We start from the raw sequence: 21,480 nt of genomic DNA on the forward strand, positions 1-21,480 counted from the left end.
GTTTTGGAGGGCGTGGATGGGTGCGGATGGGCCCACGCTAGTCGAGAAGTACGCTGACGGCTCGGCCCAGGCGCAGGCTGCCGGCCGGGCTGTTTCCGCCCATGACGGGGGGAACCACGCGGGCCAACACCGTGGCCACCTCCGGAATGTCGAGTGCGCCAGCGGCGGCCAGGAGTGTCAGGGCCACCAAGGTGGCTGCCCGGCCGTTGCCGTCCAAGACCTTGACGGCCACACTGGCGCCAGTGGGTGTGGCCATGGCCAGCACGCCTTCGGCCCCCATTTTTGCCAGAATTCCAAGCTCTTCCATGACAACAGTGTTGGGCAGCCCGTGGCCCTCCACGGCCCACGGGTAGTCCAGCATGGACGTTGCAATGGTGGCGGCCCGGGCGTTGGCGAACTTGTCCGAAGGCGCCTTGGCGAGAGTGCTGAAGCCGCGCGCCAAACCAGTCAACGTGACGGCCATGACGGGAGCGCCGCAGCCGTCAACGCCCGTGTGCATCACCGAATCGCTTGTGTACTCTTCCACCACGGTGCGCACGGCGCGCTGCATGGGGTGGTTTGGTTCCAAATAGCCGGCGGTGTCCCAACCATTCTCGGTGCAGGCCCAGAGGAAGGCCGCGTGCTTGCCGGAACAGTTCATGGCAATTTTGGACTTGCCGCGTTCGGTTCGCACCAGCCAGGCGCGGGCGTCGGCATCGCGGGGCCACGCTGCGGGGCAGCCCAGATGTGTTTCGTTCAAGCCGGCCGCCTTGAGCATGCCGGAGACCACATCCATGTGCTCCAACGAACCCGTGTGGCTTCCTGCCGCGATGGCCACCTGGGCTCCACGGAGCGGAACACCGGACTGCATCGCGGCCAGGGCCTGGAACGGCTTCATGGCTGAGCGCGGGTAGATGGGCGCGTTGATGTCCCCCAGCTCCGTGACTACCGATCCGTCCCCGGCCACCACAACTGCCGAGCCGATGTGGACGGACTCAACAAATCCGCTGCGTTCCAGGACGGCGAGTTCAACGGCGTCGTGCGCCCGGAAAGTATGGATCATGGTGACATCCTAGCGATTAAAGAGGTGTTGGCAGGCCGGAGGATTCCTTGACGATCACAGCAATTGCCCCGGCAGGGTTGTCCTCCGCCACGGCTTTGGTGACCGCCTCGAGCTGCTCGATGGCAACGGAAATTGTCAAGGTTCCTGTCCGGCCGTCCGGGATGATGCTGTGAATGGCTGCGCCCTGTTCGGCGGGGAGCGTGGCGCGCCAGGTTGCGACGGCCTGCAGGGCTGCTTCCAACGCTGCGGCGTCCACCGTGACAATCGTCGCCACGGCGCCGGCGGCTGTCACGAGGTCTGCGGCAGCCTGGTTGGTCACGGCAACATGCAGTTTATTGGCTTCAATCCAGGAATCGGAATAGGAGTCACCAAGCTGGGACCGCAGCTTTTCATTGAGCGCCAGCAGGGCATCGGTGTCGGCATCGCTGGCTGCTGGGGAAGGGGTTTGCGTTGGCGGAACCGGTGGCGATCCACATCCGCTCATGCCCAGGGCTCCGCTCATGGTGGCTGCGAGGACAACTGCGGCGATTGCCTTGCTGTTCATGGTGCCTCCCCCTTTTCTGGTGCTGGTCTCGATGGCTGGCGTTGTGACCCAAGGTTGCTGTGGGCCTAAAGCCGTTGTATAAAGTCGCTGTTGTCCAAAGCACAGTGGGTCCCATTCGTTGAGAACGGGACCCACTGCCTATGTTGTTACAGCTGTTGTATTACAGCCTACTGCTTTTAGCGCGCGTTGCGGCGGCGAATCAGCAGGAACGCTGCACCGCCCAGAAGCAGCAGCACACCGGCTCCACCGAGTATCAATAGGGAGCTTGAGGCCCCCGTGTTGGCCAGGTCGTCAGCGGCCAAAGGCGCCACGATCGGCGCCGTCGTAGGTGACGTTGTGGCTCCCGGGGTGGTGGGGGGCGCTGTGGACTCTGGTGTTGCCGGCGGCGCGGGTTCAGCGAGCACAGTCACGGTGGACGCAGCCGTGAGGGACCGGAAGTCACCCCACTGCTGCTCGGCCGTGATTGAGTAACTGCCGCTGGTCAGCTTGTTAGCCAGTGCGACGCTCCAGGTGGTGCCCTCCACAACGGCTGTGTAGCTCTTGCCGTTCACAGTAACCTGAACGCTGGCCTGTTCCAGGTTGGTGCCGGAGATGACCTGCGGGCCCTGGTTGAAGACGAACTCCTGGCCGTTGCGCGGCGAGGTGATGACTGGCGCCGGCGGCGCCACGGTGAAGGAGCTGGTTGTGGCCGAGGAGTCGTTCCAATCAATCAGGGTCTGCTTCGCATTCACACGGTATACGCTGACGTCATCCAGGCCCTGCGGCAGCGTGAATGACCATTTGCTGTCTTCGCCAACAACAGCGGTGCCGGTGACATCGCCCGACAACTCAACCGTGGCGCCAGCCTTGCCGGTTCCGGTGATTGTGGTGACAGGTGCCCCAACGCTGCTGCCGTCCACGGGGGAGGTGATGGCCGGGGCGGCCAGGGTCTCCTTGATGACCTGAATGGAGGACTCACTGGGTGCTGAGGTGCTGAAACCGTTCTTGGCCTGGGCTGTGACGGCAAAGGTGCCGAACTTGTTCGGTGCGGCGATGCTCCAGGTGCCGTCTGATTCCACTGCCGCGTTGAGAGGATCCTCATCGCCGAAGGTGACGGACACCGTGGTTCCGGCCGGTGCACCTGCAACAGTGCCCGTGACGGTGCCCTTGCGGAAGACGGGTGATGTGGAGGTGACCTTGGGGGCTTCCAGGAAGATCTTGACCGTGTAGCCATCAGTGGCGGCTAAAGCGGTTTTTAGGTCGGCGGCAATGGCAACGAACGTGCCGTCGTTCATCTGGCCGCCGCCGCTGGTGATGCCCACTGCGGTGGTGCCCGAGATGATGGGACCGCCGGAATCGCCGTGGTCGTTCATGATGGTGCTGGTGAAGGACGCGAAACCTCGAACGGCGCGGATGTCCAATGGGTCTCCATTGGGATTTTGTTCGGAGGGATAGTTGATGCCGGCAACGGCGTAGGCGCCAATTTCGTCAACTGATCCACACGTCCAGCCGGTGGTGCGGCCCGATTTGCACACGGGCGCTCCCAGCACGGGTGAGGCAACGGCCGTGACGTTGATATTGGTGGAGTCGGTGGAGACCTGCTCAGGGACAGCCCATGTTGCCGCGCCGGTCCACTTGGCTACCTTGGGTGCCTGAGTGAAGTTTTCAGGGAGGCCGTCAATGACTGAGACGTCGGTGCCAATATTGCTGCCAGCGTGCCACCCGTCAGGGTCGGTGGTGGTGGTGCTGTTGCCCGGGCCGCCGAACTGGGAGAAGCCCATGGTGCCCAGCGGGGCAAGGAGCTGGGGTCGAACTGCGGGATCCCCTGTTGCTGCCTTGTCGAAAATTGGGTTGGTCAGGTATGCGTCAGTTAGAAATCCATCCATGGTGCAGTGGCCGGCCGAGACAATGGCCGGCTCCCCGCCCTTGGTGAAACCGTTCCAGCCGGTGCTGCAAAGCCCGCCCTTGGTTTTGGCAGCATCGAAGGCGGCATACCCCTGGCCGTTGACCACGTCAAAGGGATCGCCCTCCTCGAAGGTGGGCTTGGCGGGGCCGCTGGCATCTTCAACCACCACGTTGGCGTATTTCGCTGCAAAGTCCGCTATGGAGGGCTCCAGCGTTTTGGTAAATGCCGGCGTCGCCACCGGCAGGCCATTCTCCGGCTCACCGGTGCGGATCATGAACTCGCCGCTGGCATTGAGCGCCACTGACAACAAGTTCTCGGCGCCGAAAGTGGAGACGTAGTCGGCGAACAGGGCGTCCACGTTTGTCGCATTCCTGGACACGATTGATGTGGTGGCTGCCGTGACGGTGACCTTGCTGTTGCCGGCGGCCGCCTTGGCAACTCCGGCGGCTGAGGTCTGGACGGCGATGGTGTCGCCCGTGAGGGTGACAACGGCTGTTGGATCAACCTTGGAAACTTGTGCCTGGATCGCTGAAGCCTGGGTTGCAAGGGCACCCTGGGCGTTGAATTCCGCAAGGCTCATGCCAAGGTCGCGCTCAAGCGCCTCGGCCAGACCGCCAGGAAGTGCGGCCCCGGCAGCGGGGGCAGCATCGGTTGCGGGTGTGGTGACCACAGGGCTGGGTGTTGGTGTTGGCCCTGGCGCTGCTGAGGCGGCTCCGGCGGTGAATGTTCCGCCGATCAGCACGGCGGCTGCGGCACAGGCCGCACCCCCGCGCTTTAAGTGGCCGCGCGTGAATGCTTGCATGAAGTAAATCCCCTTGAAGAGTTGACCTGAAGAGACCGGGGTGAAGAGAGCTAGTGTGTGCTTGTGGATGCGCGCGGGGCGCCGCTGCCCTCATAGGAGAGATATTTCAGGCAATTCCAATCGTCAAGCTATCAAGTAGCGGAAACGCGGGCAATGAACGGGCGGCGATTCGAGTCACATTACGTGCAGAACGCCGCCATGGCGCCGATGTCAGAGCTGCCCATTGACTGTTTCCGGCTTTCATGGGTGGGTATGTAGATTCCTCGGACGGAGCCAGCCTGAGTTGCGGGCCAATCCGCTCATGTGACACTTTACGGCTCGGGGCGCTCGGGCAAGTACCCTTGAGGGGTGAAGGTTCTAGTGATTGGCCCCGGAGGCCGCGAACATGCCATTGTCCGCTCGTTGCTTAGCGACCCCAACGTCAGTGAGGTACACGCTGCCCCCGGCAATGCCGGCATCGCAGCCATTGTGCCCACGCATGCGCTCAACGCCAGCGATCCAGCCGCTGTTGCAGCCCTGGCGTTGAGGCTTGGAAGCGACCTTGTTGTTGTGGGGCCCGAGGCTCCCTTGGCCGCAGGTGTTGCCGACGCCGTGCGCGAGGCCGGAATTCCTGTCTTTGGCCCCAGCAAGGAAGCCGCACAGCTGGAAGCGTCCAAGGCGTTTGCCAAGGCTGTCATGGCGGAGGCACAGGTCCCCACGGCCATGGCCAAGGTTGCTGTCAACGCCGACGAGGCTGCCGACGCACTGGACACCTTTGGTGCCCCCTATGTTGTCAAGGATGACGGCTTGGCCGCCGGCAAGGGGGTTGTGGTTACCAATGACCGCGCCGAAGCCTTGGCCCATGCCCAGTCCTGCTTTGATGTGGGCGGCACTGTTGTCATCGAAGAGTTCCTTGACGGCCCCGAAGTTTCCCTGTTTGTCCTTGCCGACGGCCACAACGTTGTCCCGTTGGCTCCTGCCCAGGATTTCAAGCGCATTTTCGACGGCGACGAAGGCCCCAACACCGGCGGCATGGGTGCATATTCCCCGCTCGAGTGGGCCCCCGCCGGCCTGGTTCAGGAAGTCATTGACCGCGTGGCCCAGCCCACCATTGATGAGATGGCCCGCCGAGGCACACCCTTTGTGGGTGTTTTGTACTGCGGGTTGGCGCTGACCAGCCGCGGCACCCGCGTCATTGAATTCAACGCACGCTTCGGCGACCCGGAAACGCAGGCAGTCCTCGCCCGTCTGAAGACCCCCTTGGGCGGTGTCCTCATGGCGGCGGCCAAGGGCCAGCTGGCAGACATCGATGAGTTGCGCTGGCTGCCTGAAACGGCCGTGGCTGTGGTTTTGGCCAGCGAAAACTACCCCGATGCTCCCCGTACAGGGGACCGGATCCGTGGGCTGAAGAAGGCCAACCGGCTCGACGGCGTGCACGTGCTGCATGCGGGCACCGCCGCCGACGACGCCGGATACACGGTGAGCGCCGGCGGTCGCGTGCTCGCTGTGGTTGGTTTGGGCGTTGACCTGGTGGATGCGCGCGAGCGTGCCTATGCCGGCATTGAGGAGATTTCCTTAGAAGGTGGCCAGTACCGCAATGACATTGCGGCCAAGGCTGCCCGTGGAGAAATCACCGTGACAAACACCTCGGCACAGGCTTAAGGACAAGAAAATCATGGCTTCAGCAATCCCCGCGGCCCCCGTCCTGCCCGGATGGACCCACATCTACTCGGGCAAGGTTCGTGACCTTTACGAGCCGGCCGCAACGGCGGTCGCGTCTGCTGCGACCCCCTTCGCCGGACGCAGCGACGTGGTTCTGGTGGTTGCCAGCGATCGCATCAGCGCCTTCGATCACATCCTGGCCACCGAGATCCCTGACAAGGGGCGGATTCTGACCGGCTTAAGCCTGTGGTGGTTTGCGCAGCTCGATGTGCCCAACCACGTGATCGCAGCAACGGTTGAAACCGGCGTTCCAGAGGAGGTTGCCGGCCGCGCCATGGTGTGCAAGCGTCTGGAAATGTTCCCCATCGAGTGCATTTCCCGCGGCTATCTGACAGGCACCGGACTCATCGAGTACCGCCAGTCACAAACTGTCTGCACCCTGCCGCTGCCGGCCGGGTTGGTGGATGGCTCACGCCTGGTGCCGGCCATCTTCACGCCGTCGGCCAAAGCCGAGGTGGGTGAGCATGATGAGAACATCAGCTTCGAGACCATGGTGGAAACTGTGGGAGCCGACGACGCCGAAGCGTTGCGCAGCCTGACCTTGGAGATTTACACCCGGGCGGAAGAAATTGCCCGCGAACGAGGCATCATCCTGGCTGACACCAAGGTGGAGTTTGGCACAGACCCGGCCGACGGCGTCATCACCTTAGGTGACGAGGTCCTGACCCCTGATTCCTCACGCTTCTGGGATGCGGCCCTGTGGGCTCCGGGCCAGGCCCAGCCCAGTTTTGACAAGCAATATGTGCGCGATTGGCTCTCCAGTGAAGAATCGGGCTGGGACAAGGCCTCGGATACGCCGCCGCCAACCCTTCCGGCCGACGTCGTGGAACGCACCAGGGCCCGCTACGTGGAAGCGTACGAGCGCCTGACGGGCGAAACCTTCATCTAGCTTTTCCAACTAGCCCGCAGAAAACGACGAAAATCGCTCCGAATTGGATGATTTTCGCCGTTTTATGCGGGCCAGTTTTGTTGGGCCGCGCCGGGAGCCTCAGCGGGGGGAACCTTGAAGTTCGGTGATGTTTTCCTGGGCCACGGCAGCCCTGTCCGCGGCTCCGGCCAGAACGAACCTGTCTCTGGCGTTGGTGAACGCTTCCAGCGCCTGGGCAGAGCTGTCAGCGGCTTTCAATGCACTGCCCAGCAACAAGGCTGAATCGCCGGCAATATGAGGAGCCAGCTGCTCCTTGTTGGCTTCAATGTTGGCCAAAAGTTCCAATGCCCGAGGCAACTCGCCATTGAGGTAGTGCCACCGGGCCCGAAGCAATGAGACTTCGAGGGTCTCCGAGGCCGTTGCCCCCACCACGGAGTGAGCCAGTTCGCTGCGTTCAATGGCCTGCAAGGTGGCGGGCTCCACCACGCCCGCCATGAGCCGCACCCAGGCTGTTGCCTTGTTGAACTGGGCCCACCGGGCAAGGTCGGCGGCAGGGGACAGAAGGCGGCTTGCCTTCGCGTGGTGTTCCAAGCCCACCCGGATGTCTTGGCGAATAAACGCAACGTTGCCAATGACCCAGTGGATTTCCCCGGCCATCTGATCGGGGGTGGAATCCGTGACGGAATCGGCAAGAATCAGTGTGTGTGTCCAAGCCTCGTCAAGACGACCGGCTTCCGTGAGTGCGCCAACAAGTGTTTGAAGCGCCATCAAATAGGCACTGAATTCTTCGGCGCTGTCACCGGAACCGATTTCCACTGCGGCGGTGGCGTGCTGGATGGCCTCAGACAGAGAGCCTTGAGCCAGCATGGTCGCAGCCATGACCTGATGTGCGCGGAGCGAGAGAGGATCACTGGCAGTTGTCAGCGGGTGCTTCAACAGCGCGATCAACACCTCAATGGCCTGCGCATGGTTGCCGTTGCGCAGCAATGAGTTGGCGCTCAGGAAAGTCATGTTCCACCAGATGACCGGATTCTGGTTGGCGCAGGCCAAATCGGCAGCAGCTTTGGCATTGCTGGCCGCGCCCAGGTAGTCGCGGGTGTCCCAGCATTGCCGGGCACACAGGGACAGTCGAAGATATTCGCTTTCCGCCGGGGAGGATGCCTGAACCCACTCGGCAATCGCAGAAGGGGCCATTTGAAGTTGCGAGGCCAACTGTTTGATGATGTCAGCCGTTGGCTCACGGTGGGCGTTCTCCAGCAGGGAAATGTAGCTTGCCGAATAGAGCTCACCGCCCAGTTCAGCCTGTGTGAGTTGACGCGACAAACGTTCCTGTTTGAGTCGATCACCAAAACTACTACCCACTCGCTTGCTCCTTGCTTGCCGCATGCCACCGTTGGCTACACTCTACGGCGTCAACAATGGAACGGAGCGGAAAACATGACAAAAGTGTCAAAAAGTGGCTGCTGCTGTCCTTCTAGATAGGTACTCCGCCGCAAAGTGTCATCTTGTACAGTCTGGCGTGCCCTTCGCTGGCCACCAGGGTGAAGGCATCGGAATCGGGTGCCAGCGTGATTCCAGGATAGAGCGAACGCGGATCGTTAAACGCAGGGATGTAGTCGGTGCCAAAATCCAGCAGATGCGTGACGCCCTGGCGTTTCGCGGCCGAGCATACTTCTTGATCGCTGCCCACACGGTTGAGCCAAAAACGCAGCGTGTAAAGATCGGGGTTCAAATCCCCCTGCGAGCTATACGGAAACAGCATTCGACTCCCCGCCAGCGCCATGGCCAAGGCCGATCCGTTGTAAGGATTATTGGCGATGACGTCGTTTTTGGTGGTGTAATTTCCGAGCCTGTGAATCAACGCCAACTCATGGGCGTCCACCTGCGCCAGACCATCAGGCTCGGCGGGGACGCGGTACATCACGCCCACCTGGTCCTTGATTTGCCACAGGCCCGGGTTGGAGAAGGCAAGCACGACGACGAGAACGGCCGCCGTCGTCGCCCTGCCCTTGGTCTCCCGCAAGCCAGTGCGGATGAAGAATGTTGGGAATCTGCCGATCAGCCATTCCACCAGCTTGACCATGCCCAGAGCCGCCAGCGGCACAGCAAGCAATGGCATGAGGGCGGCAATGCGTTCCGGGTTGTCCCACCAGGGAGCCATGACAATGTTGGCCAGGCTGGCATTGGTGCCGGTGGCCAGAGGGTAGGTGAAAGCCACCAAAACGAGTGCCGGTGCCAGCCACTTCAGCCCGGGGCTGCGGAATCCGGCGCGCACACCCAGCAGGACCAGGGCCGTCAGAGCCAGGGCCGGGAACCAGATGGGGGCCGGTGCATGGGTGAAGTTTCGCAGCAGGGCCAGCGGAAAGAACAGGAATGCCGGGCTGGTGTAGCCAAAAAGACTGCGGATTTGCGGTACGGCCAGCATGGCGGCGGCTGCCACGGCGGTGACCAGGATGAGTAGGCCCAAACGGTTCCAGCCGTGACGTCGTGAACGTCTAAAGCCAGTGCGCAGCCACGCGAAAATCAGGTAGGCCAAGAGCGGAGTCAAGACCAGCAAGATACTGAAAATTCCGTTTGGTTGGGCCATGACGGCCCCCGGCATGAACAGCACCACCACCGTCAAGGCTTGGGCGGGATGTAGGCCCGTGTGAGCTGACGGCCTGATAATCAACAACACCAAGCCAATCCCCAAGGGAACCAAGGCATTGGAAAGCGCGTTGGGGTACGCGGAACCGTACTGCAGCAAAAGCCATGGAAAGGCGGGGAAGGCAGCCGCCAGAACGGCTGCCGAAATGAGCAGTGTGCGCCCCGTGCCAAAGAGCACGCGAGTCAAAAAGACGCAGCTCAGTGGCCACACCACGCCCGCCACTGCCAACCACATGATGTTTGTTGCCGCGGGGATGCTGACACCGGTGACAATGGCCAGCAGGCTCGCCAGCCCATGCCAGGCACCGGGATAAAAAACTGTCTTCACAGTGGGCAGGATGAACCCGGAAATGGCGAAGGAAGACGCGTTGGAGGTTTCCGCGGCATACGCTGTGGCGTTGAGGTGAAAGACGGAGTCGTAGCCCTGCGTGAACTGTTCGGGGTTGCTGGCAACGAGCGTCAGAATCGCCGTCGTCATCGCCAGTGCAACGAGAACGCCTGCGGCTGCTGCGCCGACCCCCGTGTTGGCCTTATGGTCCTGCGCAGGGGAGTGCGCAGGCGAGACAGCGCTGAGGGCTGGGATGAAGCGCCTGGCCATCCAGCCGGCTCCAGCGGCGACGGCGGTACCCAAGAGCACCACCGCCACGTTCCAGGGCAAATGGATCAGCGGAGCCACCACGGCGCTGACGCCAATGACGGACACCGACACTGCAGGGGCCAAACAGAGCGCCATGAGACCGCGCACCCGCAGAGCCAGTAGAACTGCGCCGCCGGGCAGGGCGAGCATCAACAACGCCACGACAAAGGCCGGCAGCGCTTCAAACCATGAACTCACCCAAACATCCTGTCTAAAAAAAGTTGGGCTGGACTAGACCTTTTTGACTACGCTGGACTTGAGTTTCATGGGGCCAAAACCGTCTACTTTGGCGTCGATGTCATGCCCATTGACAGGGGAAATCAGGCGAATGTTGCGTACTTTTGTGCCGATCTTCAGGTCCTGGGGGCTGCCCTTGATCTTCATGGTTTTCACGATGCTGACAGTGTCGCCGTCGATCAAGATGTTGCCCACGGCGTCCTTCACCACAGTTTCCTGCGCAGCCTCTTCCGAGTTGCCGTCCTCCACCGGAGACCACTCGTGGGCGCACTCTGGGCAGACCAGCAGTTCACCCATCTCGTAGCTGTATTCGCTGGCGCAGACAGGGCAGGGGGGAAGAATCTCACTCATGCGATCCATCTTAGCCGTTGCGGCTCCTTGCCAGCTGGGAGCCGCTGCCCGTTGGTGCCTGTGCGCCCGGGATGGCGGCCTCAGGGGATAAAACAACAGCAGCGGCATCCGAAGTGGATACCGCTGCTGTGATTTGGTCGGGGTGACAGGATTTGAACCTGCGGCCTCGTCGTCCCGAACGACGCGCGCTACCAAGCTGCGCCACACCCCGATCCGCCACTCTTCCCGGACCTGTGAAGGTCTGAAAAAGCAACCTCTCAAGAATAGCGGACAGGGGCCGTGATCGCGAAATCGTGGTGTTGGGCCGAGCATAGCGGCTCCGCAGCTAGGAGCCTGCGGGCTTGAAAGTAACTGTCCCAACGGTGTTGCTCAGGATCAGAGAGTCCGCGTTCAAGGTGTAATCCAGTGGTGTGGAGAAGAACTTGACCACCCACTTTTCGTAATCACTTTGGGGGCTCTGGCAAGCCATCATCGTCATGGCCAGATTGGAGCCCACCACAAATTGTGTGTCGCTGACTTCAACTTGGCCCATGAGAGTGTTGCAGGGAGTTTTGGAGGAGAACGATACGCCGCCGTCTCGAGGCATGGTCATCACAGTAAACGGTTCGTTGCCCAGCCATGCCAACTCGCCAGTGGAGTCACTGCCGCTCACTGAGCTGAGGTTCAGGCAGTCAAAGTCCTTCACCGAGTGGGGAATGCCGCCCGCTACTGGCGCGCATTGGGTCGGCGTCTGTGTGGAAACGTCGGTGGCATCCGATGTTGTGCCGGCGGCCCCGGCGGCCCCGCCGGCGTCGGGAGTGGTGCCGCAGGCGCTCAACAACAACAGCGCTGCTCCCAGAAGAAACAGATGTCTTTTCACTGCGGGTCCCCAAAGATTGATAACGGCGTTGAGTGTTGCCACTCTATGGCTGTCGGTTCTTCGCCGTCAATCCTTGGCAGTCACTCTTTGGCTGTCAACGTCAGGACAACAGCCTCGGGGCGGCAGGCAAAGCGGAAAGGTGCTGTGCGGGACGTGCCAATGCCGGCTGAGACGTTGACGGGGCTCCTCAAGCCGTGGGCGTCCCAGTCATTGAGGCCCTTGGCGCGCCACGTGGGCAGATCGCAATTAGTGACCAAGGCGCCGTACCCGGGCAGGCAAACCTGTCCGCCATGGGTGTGTCCGGCCAGGATCAGGTCGGCACCTTCGCCAGTGAAATGGTCCAAAACACGTTGATACGGGGCATGGACCACGGCAATTTTCACGTGCGGGGCGTTGTCTTGGGTGACGGAACCTCGCGGCCAACCGGCGTAGCGTTCGCGATTGAGGTGCGGATCATCCACGCCGCTGAAGTCAAAGCGAATACCGTTGAACGGGATGGACTGCGCCCTATTGGTCAGATTTACCCAACCGCCCAAACCGAAGCCGGTATGGAGTGCGTCGGTGTCCAGGGCTACAGGCTCACGGTTCTTTCCAGCGGGAAGCTTGGACGGCCCGGCAAAGTACGCAAAAGGGTTCCTGAAGGTCGACGCGAAGTAGTCATTGGAACCGGGCACAAAGACGCCAGGAAACTCCATGAGCGGACCCAAAGCCTCCAGCAACGGGGCAATGGCCGCAGGATGGCTGAGGTTGTCCCCCGTATTGACCACAAGGTCCGGTTGAATTGCGGCGAGTTCCCTCAACCAGCGCGTCTTCTTGTGCTGACCCGGGGAGAGATGGATGTCTGAGAGGTGCAGCACCGTGAAAGGCGCTGCACCTGGCGGCAGAATCGCAAGCCGCTCTTCCCGGATCGCAAACCAGTTGCGCTCAATCAAGGCACCATACGCCACAGCGCCCACACCCGTGGCTACGGCGAGCCCCGCCGCTGCTCCCAACGCGGAGAGGCTGGATCCGGCTGTACGTGTACGTGACATCTGAGCCGTGCTCTAGTCTTTCTTGTCTTTGTTGTCGGCAGGTTTTTCGTCTGCCGGCTTGTCGGAGCCGCCGGAGTTTGGCGTTGCGGGCTTGGGCGCAGCTGGCTGGGGTGCAACGGTCACGGGGGCGTTGACCATGCTGGCCGGCGGGGGTGTAAAGCTGCTCACGTCAAAGAACCCGGCAACCTGATTCATGTACCCCTGCCACGCCTTGCCAGCGTAGGTGGCACCATCCACATAGCTGATGCGCTGGTTGGCGATCAGCAATCCGTTGTTGGAACGGTTCTTCTCCTCAGGACTGCCCACCCATGAGGTGGTCACCAGACCCTTGGTGTAGCCCGTGGTCCAGGTTTGCTGGGAGTCATTGGTGGTACCGGTCTTGGCAGCGGAGTTGTATTGCAGCGGATCTGCGGGCTTGAACTGCAGCGGAATCTGGTAGCCGGAACCGCGGACCAGCACTTCACCCAGCACCGAGTTGACGCCTGCGGCAACTTCAGGCTTTACCGTCTGCTTGCAATTGGCGGAGGGTACCGGGAACTTATCTCCCTTGGCATTGGAAATTGAAACCAAGGCAATGGGATCGCAGTGGACGCCGCCGGAAGCAAAGGTGGCAAAGGCAGAGGCCATGATCACCGGTGCCACTTCGCCTGAGCCCAGGAGTGAGCTGACGTTCTCCAGATTGTACGGCTGCTTAGGGTCCTCACCATTGTGGATTCCCGTTGCTGTCATCATTTTCTGGATGTTGCAGATGTCAAGTTTTGCGGCTGTGGCAAAGGTGGCAGTGTTCAGGGAGTTGTAGAGGCCCTCACGCGCCGTCAAGTTCCGGTACCAGCCTTCTTCTGCATTCTGGAGGTCATCCGCGGCGTCAGGATTGTTGGAGTCGTAGATTCCGCCCGTGGAACCACACGAGTTGTTCCATTGGAAGCCAGCCGGGTACTTGCGGACCGAGGCATTGACAATTTCGTTGATCTTGTGGCCTGAATTCAGCCACTCGGCAAAGGTAAAGGGCTTGATGGTTGAACCCACATCAAATCCGCCCGAGCCGCCCAGCGAATTGCCGTTGGCGTCGAGGCGGTCAACGTTGAAGTTGTAGTCGGTTTTCCATTGGCCTTCCGGCGGAGCCAGCTTGGTGTTTTGGGCCATGGCTAGGATCTTGCCGCTGCCAGGCTGCACTGTGACCAGGCTCTGACCTACCCTGTCAGGGTTGTTTTCCATGGGTGTGAAGTTCTGCAGCTGGGCCTGTGCAGCATCCTGCAACCCCGGATCCAGTGTGGTGGTGATTGCCAGTCCACCCTGGAGCAGCAGCTTTTCGCGGTCCTCCACAGTTTTTCCGTAGGCGGGATCATTGGAGATCAGGTTGGTGACGTACTCGCAGAAGTACTCAGCACGGACGGCCGTTGTGCAGCCCAGACGGTTCTCCTGGATGTTCAGGCCAATGGGTGACGCAACTGCTTCGTCATGTTGCTTTTGATCGATCATGCCCTGGTCCAGCATGTGTGCCAGCACCAAATTGCGGCGGCCAACTGCGGCCTCGGGGTTCGCCACTGGGTCGTAAACGGTGGGGCTGTTCACCACGCCAGCCAGGAGAGCCGACTGCGGCAAGGTGAGATCCTTTGCGTGGACACCAAAGTAGAAGGATGCAGCTGATTCAATGCCGAAGTTGCCGTTGGCGTAAAGCACCCAGTTCAGGTAGCCCTGCAGGATTTCGTCCTTGGAATATTTCTTCTCCATGGAGATGGCGAGCTTGATCTCGCGCACTTTCTCGCCGATACCCTTGTCAGAGCCGAGCTTGATCTTGTCATTCTCGCCATTGGCAGCGTAGGTCTGAATGATGACGTTGTTCACGTACTGCTGGGTGATGGTGGAGGCGCCCTGGCGTCCACCGCCCTGGGCCATGGAGGTAACGGCACGGATCAAACCACGGGTGTCAATGCCCCCGTGCTCGTAGTAGCGGGCGTCTTCAACAGCAATCACCGCGTTCTTCATGAACGGGGAAATGTTCTCCAGAGCCACTTCGGTACGGTTTTGATCGTAGAAAGTCGCAATGACGGACCCGTCGGCAGCAAGAATCTTCGAGGACAGGGCGGGGGTGCCAACAGTCATCTCATCCGGGAGATCATCAAAGAAAGAGATGGATGAGGTGGTGGTTGTGCCCGCCAGTGCCACAGCCGGAACCATGAGTCCGGCCACCAGGACACCACAAATGGTGCTGACGCCCAGGAAGGCGACCAATTTGCCTAGAGTGGTGGCGGTATCGAAAATGGGGTGTTTTTTTGCTGCCATTTTCTCAGTTTACCGGCAGGGGATACTCTTTGACGTATGACCAAATGGGAGTACTCTACGATTCCGCTGATTATCCACAACACCAAGGCGATCCTGGACAGCTGGGGAGACGACGGCTGGGAGCTTGTCCAGGTTGTTCCCGGACCTGACGGCAGGGGCTTGGTGGCCTACCTTAAACGAGAGAAGGCGTAACCGTGGAAACCGCATCAAACCACGGATCCTCGCGCATTGAGGCACGCCTGACCGAGCTGGGTTTGACCCTTCCCCCGGTGGTCCCCCCTGTAGCTGTGTATGTGCCAGCCGTCATCTCCGGCAACCACGTTTACACCTCCGGGCAGCTCCCATTTATTGGCGGCAAACTCACAGCTACGGGCAAGGTCGGAGCCGAGGTTTCAGCTGAGGACGCAAAGTCCATGGCCGCCACGTGTGCCATCAACGCCATTGCGGCGCTCAAAAACGTCATTGGTGACCTGGACCGGGTGACCCGGATTGTTAAAGTTGTTGGCTTTGTTGCCTCGGACCCATCTTTCACAGGCCAGCCAGGTGTCATCAACGGCGCCTCCGAACTTCTGGGCGAAGTATTCGGCGACGCCGGAGTTCACGCACGTTCCGCCGTCGGAGTTTCCGTTTTGCCCTTGGATTCTCCTGTTGAGGTTGAGCTGATTGCCGAATTCCAGTAGCAGTCCCGTGGGTGCGCGGCCCATGGGCAAGCGCCGTTTCCCGCTGAGTGCAGACCAGCGGGAAGCTGCGCAGACATGGGTGGAATTTGGTGCCCGCACGCCCAGCAAGCCGCGGCCGGCGTCGTCGGTGGTGCTGTTGAAGGACAGCCCCAGCGGTTTGCAAACTTTTTTGACGTACCGCCCCGGGGGATCTCCGCTGGGTGCGGTTGCGTTTCCTGGCGGCACCATTGAGGCCGCGGACGACGACGTCACCGACTGGGTGGGCCCCTCACCCACAGTGTGGGCCAAGAGCCTGGGCACGACAGACATAGGCCTGGCCAAGCGTCACGTGGTGGCTGCCATTCGCGAAACGTTCGAGGAGACCGGCATATTGTTGGCCGGTCCGGATGCGTCGAGCCTCGTGGAAAACATTTCCGGACCCGAATGGATGCGCGCCCGCGAGTCCATTGCCGGGCAGGAAACCACTTTCGCTGCCTTGCTGGAGCGGTACGGATTGGCGTTGCGCACGGATCTGCTCAAGCCGCTGAGTCACTGGTTGAGCCCGGATTTTGCTCACAGGCGCTTTGACACCCGATACTTTGCCGCTGCCACACCCATCAACCAGCAGGCGTCACTGCTCACCAGCAAGGGTGTGTGGGGACGATGGGCAAGTGCCGGGGATATTTTGGCGGATCGTGAAACCACTGCCCTGGGTGATGAAGTGGGCCAGCCGCTGACCGTTGGGCTGACGCTCGGTGAGCTGGTGGTGCCCGGTGTGGAAATCATTCTGGAGAAAATTGCCGCGGCGCGCGGGTGCATTGCATATTTGAACCACAAGCGCCCCATCAATGAATACCAGCCGCGGCTCATTGGCGAGGACCCTGAGGCGTTTTGCCTGGAAGTGTTAACAGCGTCCGAAGGCGGCGCCTGCCGCGAGCGGTAACGGCACGGGTTCACTGCTTCTGACGGCTGTGCTGACCCTAGCCGCGAGATGCATGGTTACACAGACTCTTTTGCGGCTAAGGTCAGCATTCGCGTCCACGAGCGGTTCTCGTGACAAAAAAGCACGGGCCCGGCCACCTAATTAGGTGGCCGGGCCCGTGCTTTTTGCGGGTGGGCCCACGCTCGCCAGGTTCCCGGGAAATCGCGTCAGCGATTTATCGGGCCGGCGGGTGGGGACTACCGGCTGCGCTGGCGCAGACGGTTGACGTCCAAGATGACAACTGCGCGGGCTTCCAGACGGAGCCAGCCACGCTGGACAAATTCGGCCAGGGCCTTGTTGACTGTTTCGCGAGAAGCGCCGACCAGCTGGGCCAACTCTTCCTGGGTGAGCTCGTGGGCTACCAAGATGCCGTCGGTGGCCGGTCGGCCAAAGCGGTCTGCCAGGTCCAGAATGGCCTTGGCAACACGCCCGGGAACATCGGAGAAGACCAAGTCGGAGAGGTTGTCGTTGGTGCGGCGCAGGCGGCGGGCCAGGGCCTGCAGCAACTGCATGGAGACCTCGGGGCGGTTGCGCAGCAGATTGTTCAGGGATTCGTTCTTCAACCCGGCCAGGCGAGTCTCAGAAACGGCTGTTGCAGTGGTGCTGCGGGGTGCCGGATCGAAGAGTGCCATTTCGCCAAAGAGCTCGCCCGGGCCCAAGATGGCAACCAGGGACTCGCGACCATCGGAGGAAGTGCGTCCCAGCTTCACCTTGCCCGAAACGATGAAGTACAGCTGATCGCCTTGGTCGCCTTCACGGAAGACAGATGCGCCGCGAGAGAGATCCACCTCAGCCAGTTCGTCCGTCAAAAGGCGGAATGCCTCGTCGTCGAGCGTAGCGAAAAGGGGTGCCCGGCGTAGTACCTCGATGTCCATGAAATCTCCTTGCAGTATGTAGCTAATCAGTTCTGACCTAATATTGATTGTTTCAGAACTTTTCTGTTTTTGTGACCAATTTGGCATTCAAGACGTTCGTTGACAGCATATTGGCAGATTGAGACGTGCGAAAGCTCAGGGATCGTTCGGCTTGCCCCGGTAATATGTCCAGTCGGGACACGTTCTGTGCCCGAACTTTGATGATGGCGGGCCCAGCCCGCGAGGAGCTCTGCTCATAGGTGTTTGGTTTTTCCTGGCTAGATGCGGTGCTGATCCTGTGGCTGTTGTGGCAGTTGATCTACGGCCTGAAAACCGGGCTTGTAGTGGGGCTGGGCGGCCTTGCAGGGTTTGTGGCAGGCGCCGTGGCGGCGTTCTTTGCTGCGCCCTTCGTCAACCAATTCGCGCCCAGCCCCGGTTGGCGTACCGCCATGGTGTTGGGTGCCACCGTGGTGCTGATAGCCAGTGGCCATGCATTGGGGATGCGCCTTGGCCGGGCCATTGGCCGGCGTGTGAAATCGGACTCCATCAGGACTGTCAACAGGCTTTTGGGTGGCGTGCTTAACGTTTTTGTCGCCGCACTAGTCATATCGATGCTGGCATTTAGCGTGTCCAACCTGGGTATCCCGGCCGTCTCCAAGCAACTGAGCGACTCGAAAGTCATCTCCAGAATTGAGGCCTGGACACCAGATCCGGTCAAGGCGGCTGCCGCCCAAATTCGCTCCCTGGTTTTGGATGAGGGGATCCCCGCGCTGTTGAACCCGGCCGGACCCAATGTTCAGGTTGCGGCACCCAATGCCGACACGAATACCTCGGCCTGGAACAACGCGGCCACCTCAGTCATGAAGATTTCCGGGACAGCATTCCAGTGTGGACAAAACCAGACGGGCACGGGATTTGTGGTCTCGCCCGGACGGGTGTTGACCAACGCACACGTGGTTGCCGGCGTTGCGCGGCCGGTGGTGCAAACCCAAACCCAAGGTGTTCTGCCTGCCCGCGTGGTGTTCTTTGACCCTGTGAAGGATCTGGCAATTCTGGCCGTGGACTCGTTGGACGCTGCGCCACTGCCCGCGGCAGGAACGGCACCCAGCAACACGGCTGCGGCGTTTGCGGGCTACCCGCTGGGCGGGCCCTTGCAAGTGCGCCCGGCCACTGTGCTGTCCTCCGGACCCATGATGGTTCCGGACATCACCGGCGGGCAAAAATCCCTCCTGAACGTGTACCAGCTGGCTGGCAACGTCCAGTCAGGCAACTCCGGCGGGCCCTTGCTGGATAGCGATGGCCGCGTTGTGGGCGTCATCTTCGCGAAAGCCACCACGCAAAACAACATTGGCTTCGCCTTGACCATGGAAGAAGCCGGACCTGTGATCGCGGCCGCGCCCCAGCTCAACAGTGCCGTGTCCGCAGGGTCCTGCAAGGTCGGTTGACGGGTTAGCGGCCCTTCTAGGCCTCTAATTCAGGGTTTTGTCCAGGTAGCTCACCGCAAGCTCGTAGCCGTGAATGCCAGCGCCAACAATGACTGTGCCGCACACGGCTGACAGGTAGGAGTGGTGCCTGAACTCCTCGCGCTGGTGCACGTTGGAGATGTGCACCTCCACGGTGGGGAGTTCGACGGCGGCAATCGCGTCCCGCAGCGCCACTGAGGTGTGCGTGTACGCGCCGGCATTGATGATGATCCCCACAGCCGTTCCCCGGGCTGCGTGAATGGCATCCAGCAAAACACCCTCATGGTTGGACTGCACGCAGCTTGCACTGAACCCGGCAGCCGTGGCCGCCTCGGTGGCGAGAAGTTCGACGTCGGCCAGCGTGGCTGAGCCGTAAATCTCCGGTTCGCGGGTGCCCAGAAGGTTCAGATTGGGGCCGTTGAGGATCAGCAGTGCGCCGCGGTCCGCTGCAGTGGTTGAGGTCATGGGTTAATAATGCCCCACTGGAGCAGCCACCCTTCCGACTTAAGCAACTGACCCGCAGAAAACGCCGAAAATCACGTAAAAATAGCGATTTTTCGTCGTTTTCTGCGGGTCAGTTGTGAAGAAGCTAGGCGCGCAGGGACTCGGCAATCTGGTTCATGACTGTGTTGTCAGCCAGGGTTGAGGAGTCACCCACGGCGCGGCCTTCGGCCACATCCTTGAGCAGGCGGCGCATGATCTTCCCGGAACGGGTCTTGGGCAGTTCGGGCACCACCAGGATGGTCTTGGGCTTGGCGATCGGGCCAATTTCCTTGCCCACATGGTTGCGCAAGGTGGTGACAATGTCAGCGTCTTCCACGGCAGAGCCGCGCAGGATCACAAACGCCACCACGGCCTGGCCGGTGGTCTCATCAGCTGCGCCCACCACGGCTGCCTCGGCCACCGAGGGGTGGCTGACCAAAGCAGACTCGATCTCCGTGGTGGAGAGGCGGTGCCCGGAAATGTTCATGACGTCATCAACGCGGCCCAGAAGCCAAATGTCGCCGTCGTCATCCCATTTGGCGCCGTCACCGGCGAAATACATGCCGTCAAAGCGGGACCAGTAGGTTTCCTTGTAGCGTTCGTTGTCGCCCCAAATCCCGCGCAGCATGGAAGGCCACGGCTCACGGATCACCAGATAGCCGCCATGCCCGTGCGGCACGGAAACCCCGAGCTCATCCACCACGTCCACGGCGATGCCGGGCATGGGGACCTGGGCGGATCCGGGCTTAGCGCTGGTGACCCCGGGCAGCGGGGCAATCATGATGGCGCCGGTTTCGGTCTGCCACCAGGTGTCCACGATGGGGGCGTTATTGCCGCCAATGACGCGGCGGTACCACATCCACGCCTCCGGGTTGATGGGCTCGCCCACGGATCCGAGCAGGCGGATCGAGGAGAGGTCGTACTTGGCGGGGATGTCCTCGCCCCACTTCATGAACGTGCGGATGGCCGTGGGGGCCGTATACAGGATGGAGACCTTGTACTTTTGAACAATTTCCCAGAAGCGGCCCTGGTGCGGGGAGTCCGGGGTGCCCTCGTACATGACCTGCGTGGCGCCATTGATGAGCGGCGCGTAGGTGACGTAGGAATGACCGGTGACCCATCCGACGTCGGCCGTGCACCAGAAAACATCCGTTTCCGGGTGCAGGTCAAACACGGCGCGGTGGGTGTACGCGGTCTGGGTGAGGTAGCCGCCGGTGGTGTGCAGGATGCCCTTGGGCTTGCCCGTGGTGCCGGAGGTGTAGAGGATAAACAGCGGGTGCTCGGCGGCATGTCCGACGGCGGTGTGCTCGGTGGAGGCTGTACCTACAGTGTCGTCCCACCACTGATCGCGGCCTTCAACCCAGTTGACGTCCTGGCCGTTGCGCTTAACCACCACGACGTTCTCCACGGAGTGCCCGGGTGCTGCCAGCGCCTCATCCACGGCAGGCTTCAACGCGCTGGGCTTGCCGCGGCGGAAGGTGCCGTCGGCCGTGACAACCAACTTGGCCTCGGCGTCGTCAATGCGTGAGCGCAGGGCGTCGGCCGAGAAGCCGCCGAACACCACCGAATGGATGGCGCCAATGCGGGCACAGGCCAGCAGGGTGATGACTGCTTCGGGAATCATGGGAAGGTAGACGGCTACGCGGTCGCCCTTGGCCAGGCCAAGCGCCTCAAACGCGTTGGCGGCCTTCTTGACCTCTTCCGTGAGCTGCGCGTAGGTGTACGTGCGGGTATCGCCGGGCTCGCCCTCAAAGTGAATGGCGACGCGGTCACCGTTGCCGGCCTCCACATGGCGGTCCAGGGCGTTGTAGGCGGCATTGATTTCGCCGTCCTCGAACCAGGTGGCGAACGGCGGGTTGCTCCAGTCCAAGGTCTTGGTAAACGGTTTGGACCAGGAAAGCAGTTCGCGGGCCTGCTTGCCCCAGAAAGCGGGGCGGTCAGCGTTGGCGGCATCGTATTCGTCGGCTTTGACGATGGAGTTGGCGGCGAATTCCGCGCTGGGCGGAAACTGGCGGCTCTCGGTGAGGAGATTTTCCAGTGCGTCCCCGGACTCGTGTACCGCGGGTGAGGTGACCTCAGACATCTAATATCCCTTCATTCCTACTTAGCTAACATCCCAGGCAGCGCCAATCATGGCGCAGTGCGCCGCAGCT

General features: G+C 61.4%; 18 protein-coding genes and 1 tRNA gene. 6 read left to right on the forward strand and 13 right to left on the reverse strand.

The genetic code is table 11. The features are described 5' to 3' along the window. Nucleotides 1–37 precede the first annotated feature (37 nt). The 3 genes from CVS27_RS00560 to CVS27_RS00570 all read right to left on the reverse strand — a co-directional run bounded on the left by CVS27_RS00560 (nt 38) and on the right by CVS27_RS00570 (nt 4,273). A complete protein-coding gene (locus CVS27_RS00560) occupies nt 38–1,042 on the reverse strand; it encodes an asparaginase (RefSeq protein ID WP_103463800.1) in 1,005 nt (334 codons plus the stop codon). A gap of 16 nt (nt 1,043–1,058) precedes the next feature. Further along, entirely contained in the window at nt 1,059–1,586 is a 528-nt protein-coding gene (locus CVS27_RS00565; protein WP_103463801.1) for a hypothetical protein, read from the reverse strand. A 176-nt stretch (nt 1,587–1,762) separates the two neighbouring features. Then, nucleotides 1,763–4,273: an LAVTG motif-containing sortase-dependent surface protein gene (locus tag CVS27_RS00570; protein ID WP_103464098.1), complete on the reverse strand. Its 2,511-nt coding sequence runs from the start codon at nt 4,271–4,273 to the stop codon at nt 1,763–1,765. A 348-nt stretch (nt 4,274–4,621) separates the two neighbouring features. On the opposite strand from CVS27_RS00570, the gene purD reads away from it, so the two are divergent. Both purD and CVS27_RS00580 read left to right on the forward strand, forming a co-directional pair. Beyond that, a complete protein-coding gene (gene purD / locus CVS27_RS00575; protein WP_103463802.1) occupies nt 4,622–5,914 on the forward strand; it encodes a phosphoribosylamine--glycine ligase in 1,293 nt (430 codons plus the stop codon). Between the two features lie 13 nt (nt 5,915–5,927). Continuing rightward, nucleotides 5,928–6,863 carry a phosphoribosylaminoimidazolesuccinocarboxamide synthase gene (locus CVS27_RS00580; protein ID WP_103463803.1) on the forward strand — a complete coding sequence of 312 codons (936 nt, stop codon included), beginning with the start codon at nt 5,928–5,930 and terminating at the stop codon, nt 6,861–6,863. A 99-nt stretch (nt 6,864–6,962) separates the two neighbouring features. Here CVS27_RS00580 and CVS27_RS00585 read toward each other — a convergent pair whose 3' ends face one another. From CVS27_RS00585 to CVS27_RS00615, 7 genes are all read right to left on the reverse strand, one after another. Continuing rightward, a complete protein-coding gene (locus CVS27_RS00585; protein WP_165788017.1) occupies nt 6,963–8,204 on the reverse strand; it encodes a helix-turn-helix domain-containing protein in 1,242 nt (413 codons plus the stop codon). A gap of 112 nt (nt 8,205–8,316) precedes the next feature. After that, nucleotides 8,317–10,323: a DUF6541 family protein gene (locus tag CVS27_RS00590; RefSeq protein ID WP_103463805.1), complete on the reverse strand. Its 2,007-nt coding sequence runs from the start codon at nt 10,321–10,323 to the stop codon at nt 8,317–8,319. A 33-nt stretch (nt 10,324–10,356) separates the two neighbouring features. Continuing rightward, on the reverse strand, nt 10,357–10,713 hold the full coding sequence (locus tag CVS27_RS00595; protein WP_103464099.1) for a zinc ribbon domain-containing protein YjdM: 357 nt from the start codon (nt 10,711–10,713) through the stop codon (nt 10,357–10,359). Nucleotides 10,714–10,847: 134 nt separating this feature from the next. Continuing rightward, a tRNA-Pro gene (locus CVS27_RS00600) sits at nt 10,848–10,924 on the reverse strand. Nucleotides 10,925–11,038: 114 nt separating this feature from the next. After that, the gene (locus CVS27_RS00605; protein WP_165788220.1) at nt 11,039–11,572 is read right to left on the reverse strand and encodes an META domain-containing protein; all 534 of its coding nucleotides are present in this window, start codon (nt 11,570–11,572) and stop codon (nt 11,039–11,041) included. 80 nt (nt 11,573–11,652) lie between these two features. Then, nucleotides 11,653–12,603, reverse strand: a complete 951-nt coding sequence (locus CVS27_RS00610; RefSeq protein WP_103463807.1) for a metallophosphoesterase — start codon at nt 12,601–12,603, stop codon at nt 11,653–11,655. Nucleotides 12,604–12,615: 12 nt separating this feature from the next. Then, nucleotides 12,616–14,886 carry a transglycosylase domain-containing protein gene (locus CVS27_RS00615; RefSeq protein ID WP_103463808.1) on the reverse strand — a complete coding sequence of 757 codons (2,271 nt, stop codon included), beginning with the start codon at nt 14,884–14,886 and terminating at the stop codon, nt 12,616–12,618. Between the two features lie 36 nt (nt 14,887–14,922). On the opposite strand from CVS27_RS00615, the gene sp36 reads away from it, so the two are divergent. From sp36 to CVS27_RS00625, 3 genes are read left to right on the forward strand one after another with little or no spacing between them, the layout of a single operon-like run. Further along, nucleotides 14,923–15,078, forward strand: coding sequence for a Sp36 family protein (gene sp36 / locus CVS27_RS20675; protein ID WP_165788018.1), 156 nt, complete (start codon nt 14,923–14,925; stop codon nt 15,076–15,078). A 2-nt stretch (nt 15,079–15,080) separates the two neighbouring features. Then, nucleotides 15,081–15,566 (forward strand): RidA family protein, encoded by a 486-nt coding sequence (locus CVS27_RS00620; protein WP_103463809.1) that lies wholly within the window; start codon nt 15,081–15,083, stop codon nt 15,564–15,566. A 22-nt stretch (nt 15,567–15,588) separates the two neighbouring features. Further along, nucleotides 15,589–16,488: an NUDIX hydrolase gene (locus CVS27_RS00625; RefSeq protein WP_103464100.1), complete on the forward strand. Its 900-nt coding sequence runs from the start codon at nt 15,589–15,591 to the stop codon at nt 16,486–16,488. Between the two features lie 236 nt (nt 16,489–16,724). Here CVS27_RS00625 and CVS27_RS00630 read toward each other — a convergent pair whose 3' ends face one another. Further along, nucleotides 16,725–17,402, reverse strand: a complete 678-nt coding sequence (locus CVS27_RS00630; protein WP_103463810.1) for a Crp/Fnr family transcriptional regulator — start codon at nt 17,400–17,402, stop codon at nt 16,725–16,727. Between the two features lie 239 nt (nt 17,403–17,641). On the opposite strand from CVS27_RS00630, the gene CVS27_RS00635 reads away from it, so the two are divergent. Then, entirely contained in the window at nt 17,642–18,826 is a 1,185-nt protein-coding gene (locus CVS27_RS00635) for a MarP family serine protease (protein ID WP_103463811.1), read from the forward strand. 24 nt (nt 18,827–18,850) lie between these two features. On the opposite strand, the gene aroQ is transcribed toward CVS27_RS00635, so the two are convergent. After that, nucleotides 18,851–19,309 (reverse strand): type II 3-dehydroquinate dehydratase, encoded by a 459-nt coding sequence (gene aroQ / locus CVS27_RS00640; RefSeq protein ID WP_103463812.1) that lies wholly within the window; start codon nt 19,307–19,309, stop codon nt 18,851–18,853. Nucleotides 19,310–19,433: 124 nt separating this feature from the next. Beyond that, on the reverse strand, nt 19,434–21,410 hold the full coding sequence (gene acs / locus CVS27_RS00645) for an acetate--CoA ligase (protein WP_103463813.1): 1,977 nt from the start codon (nt 21,408–21,410) through the stop codon (nt 19,434–19,436). Between the last annotated feature and the right edge of the window lie 70 nt (nt 21,411–21,480).

Source organism: Arthrobacter glacialis, from assembly GCF_002909445.1.
GTDB classification, from domain to species: Bacteria; Actinomycetota; Actinomycetes; order Actinomycetales; family Micrococcaceae; genus Specibacter; species Specibacter glacialis.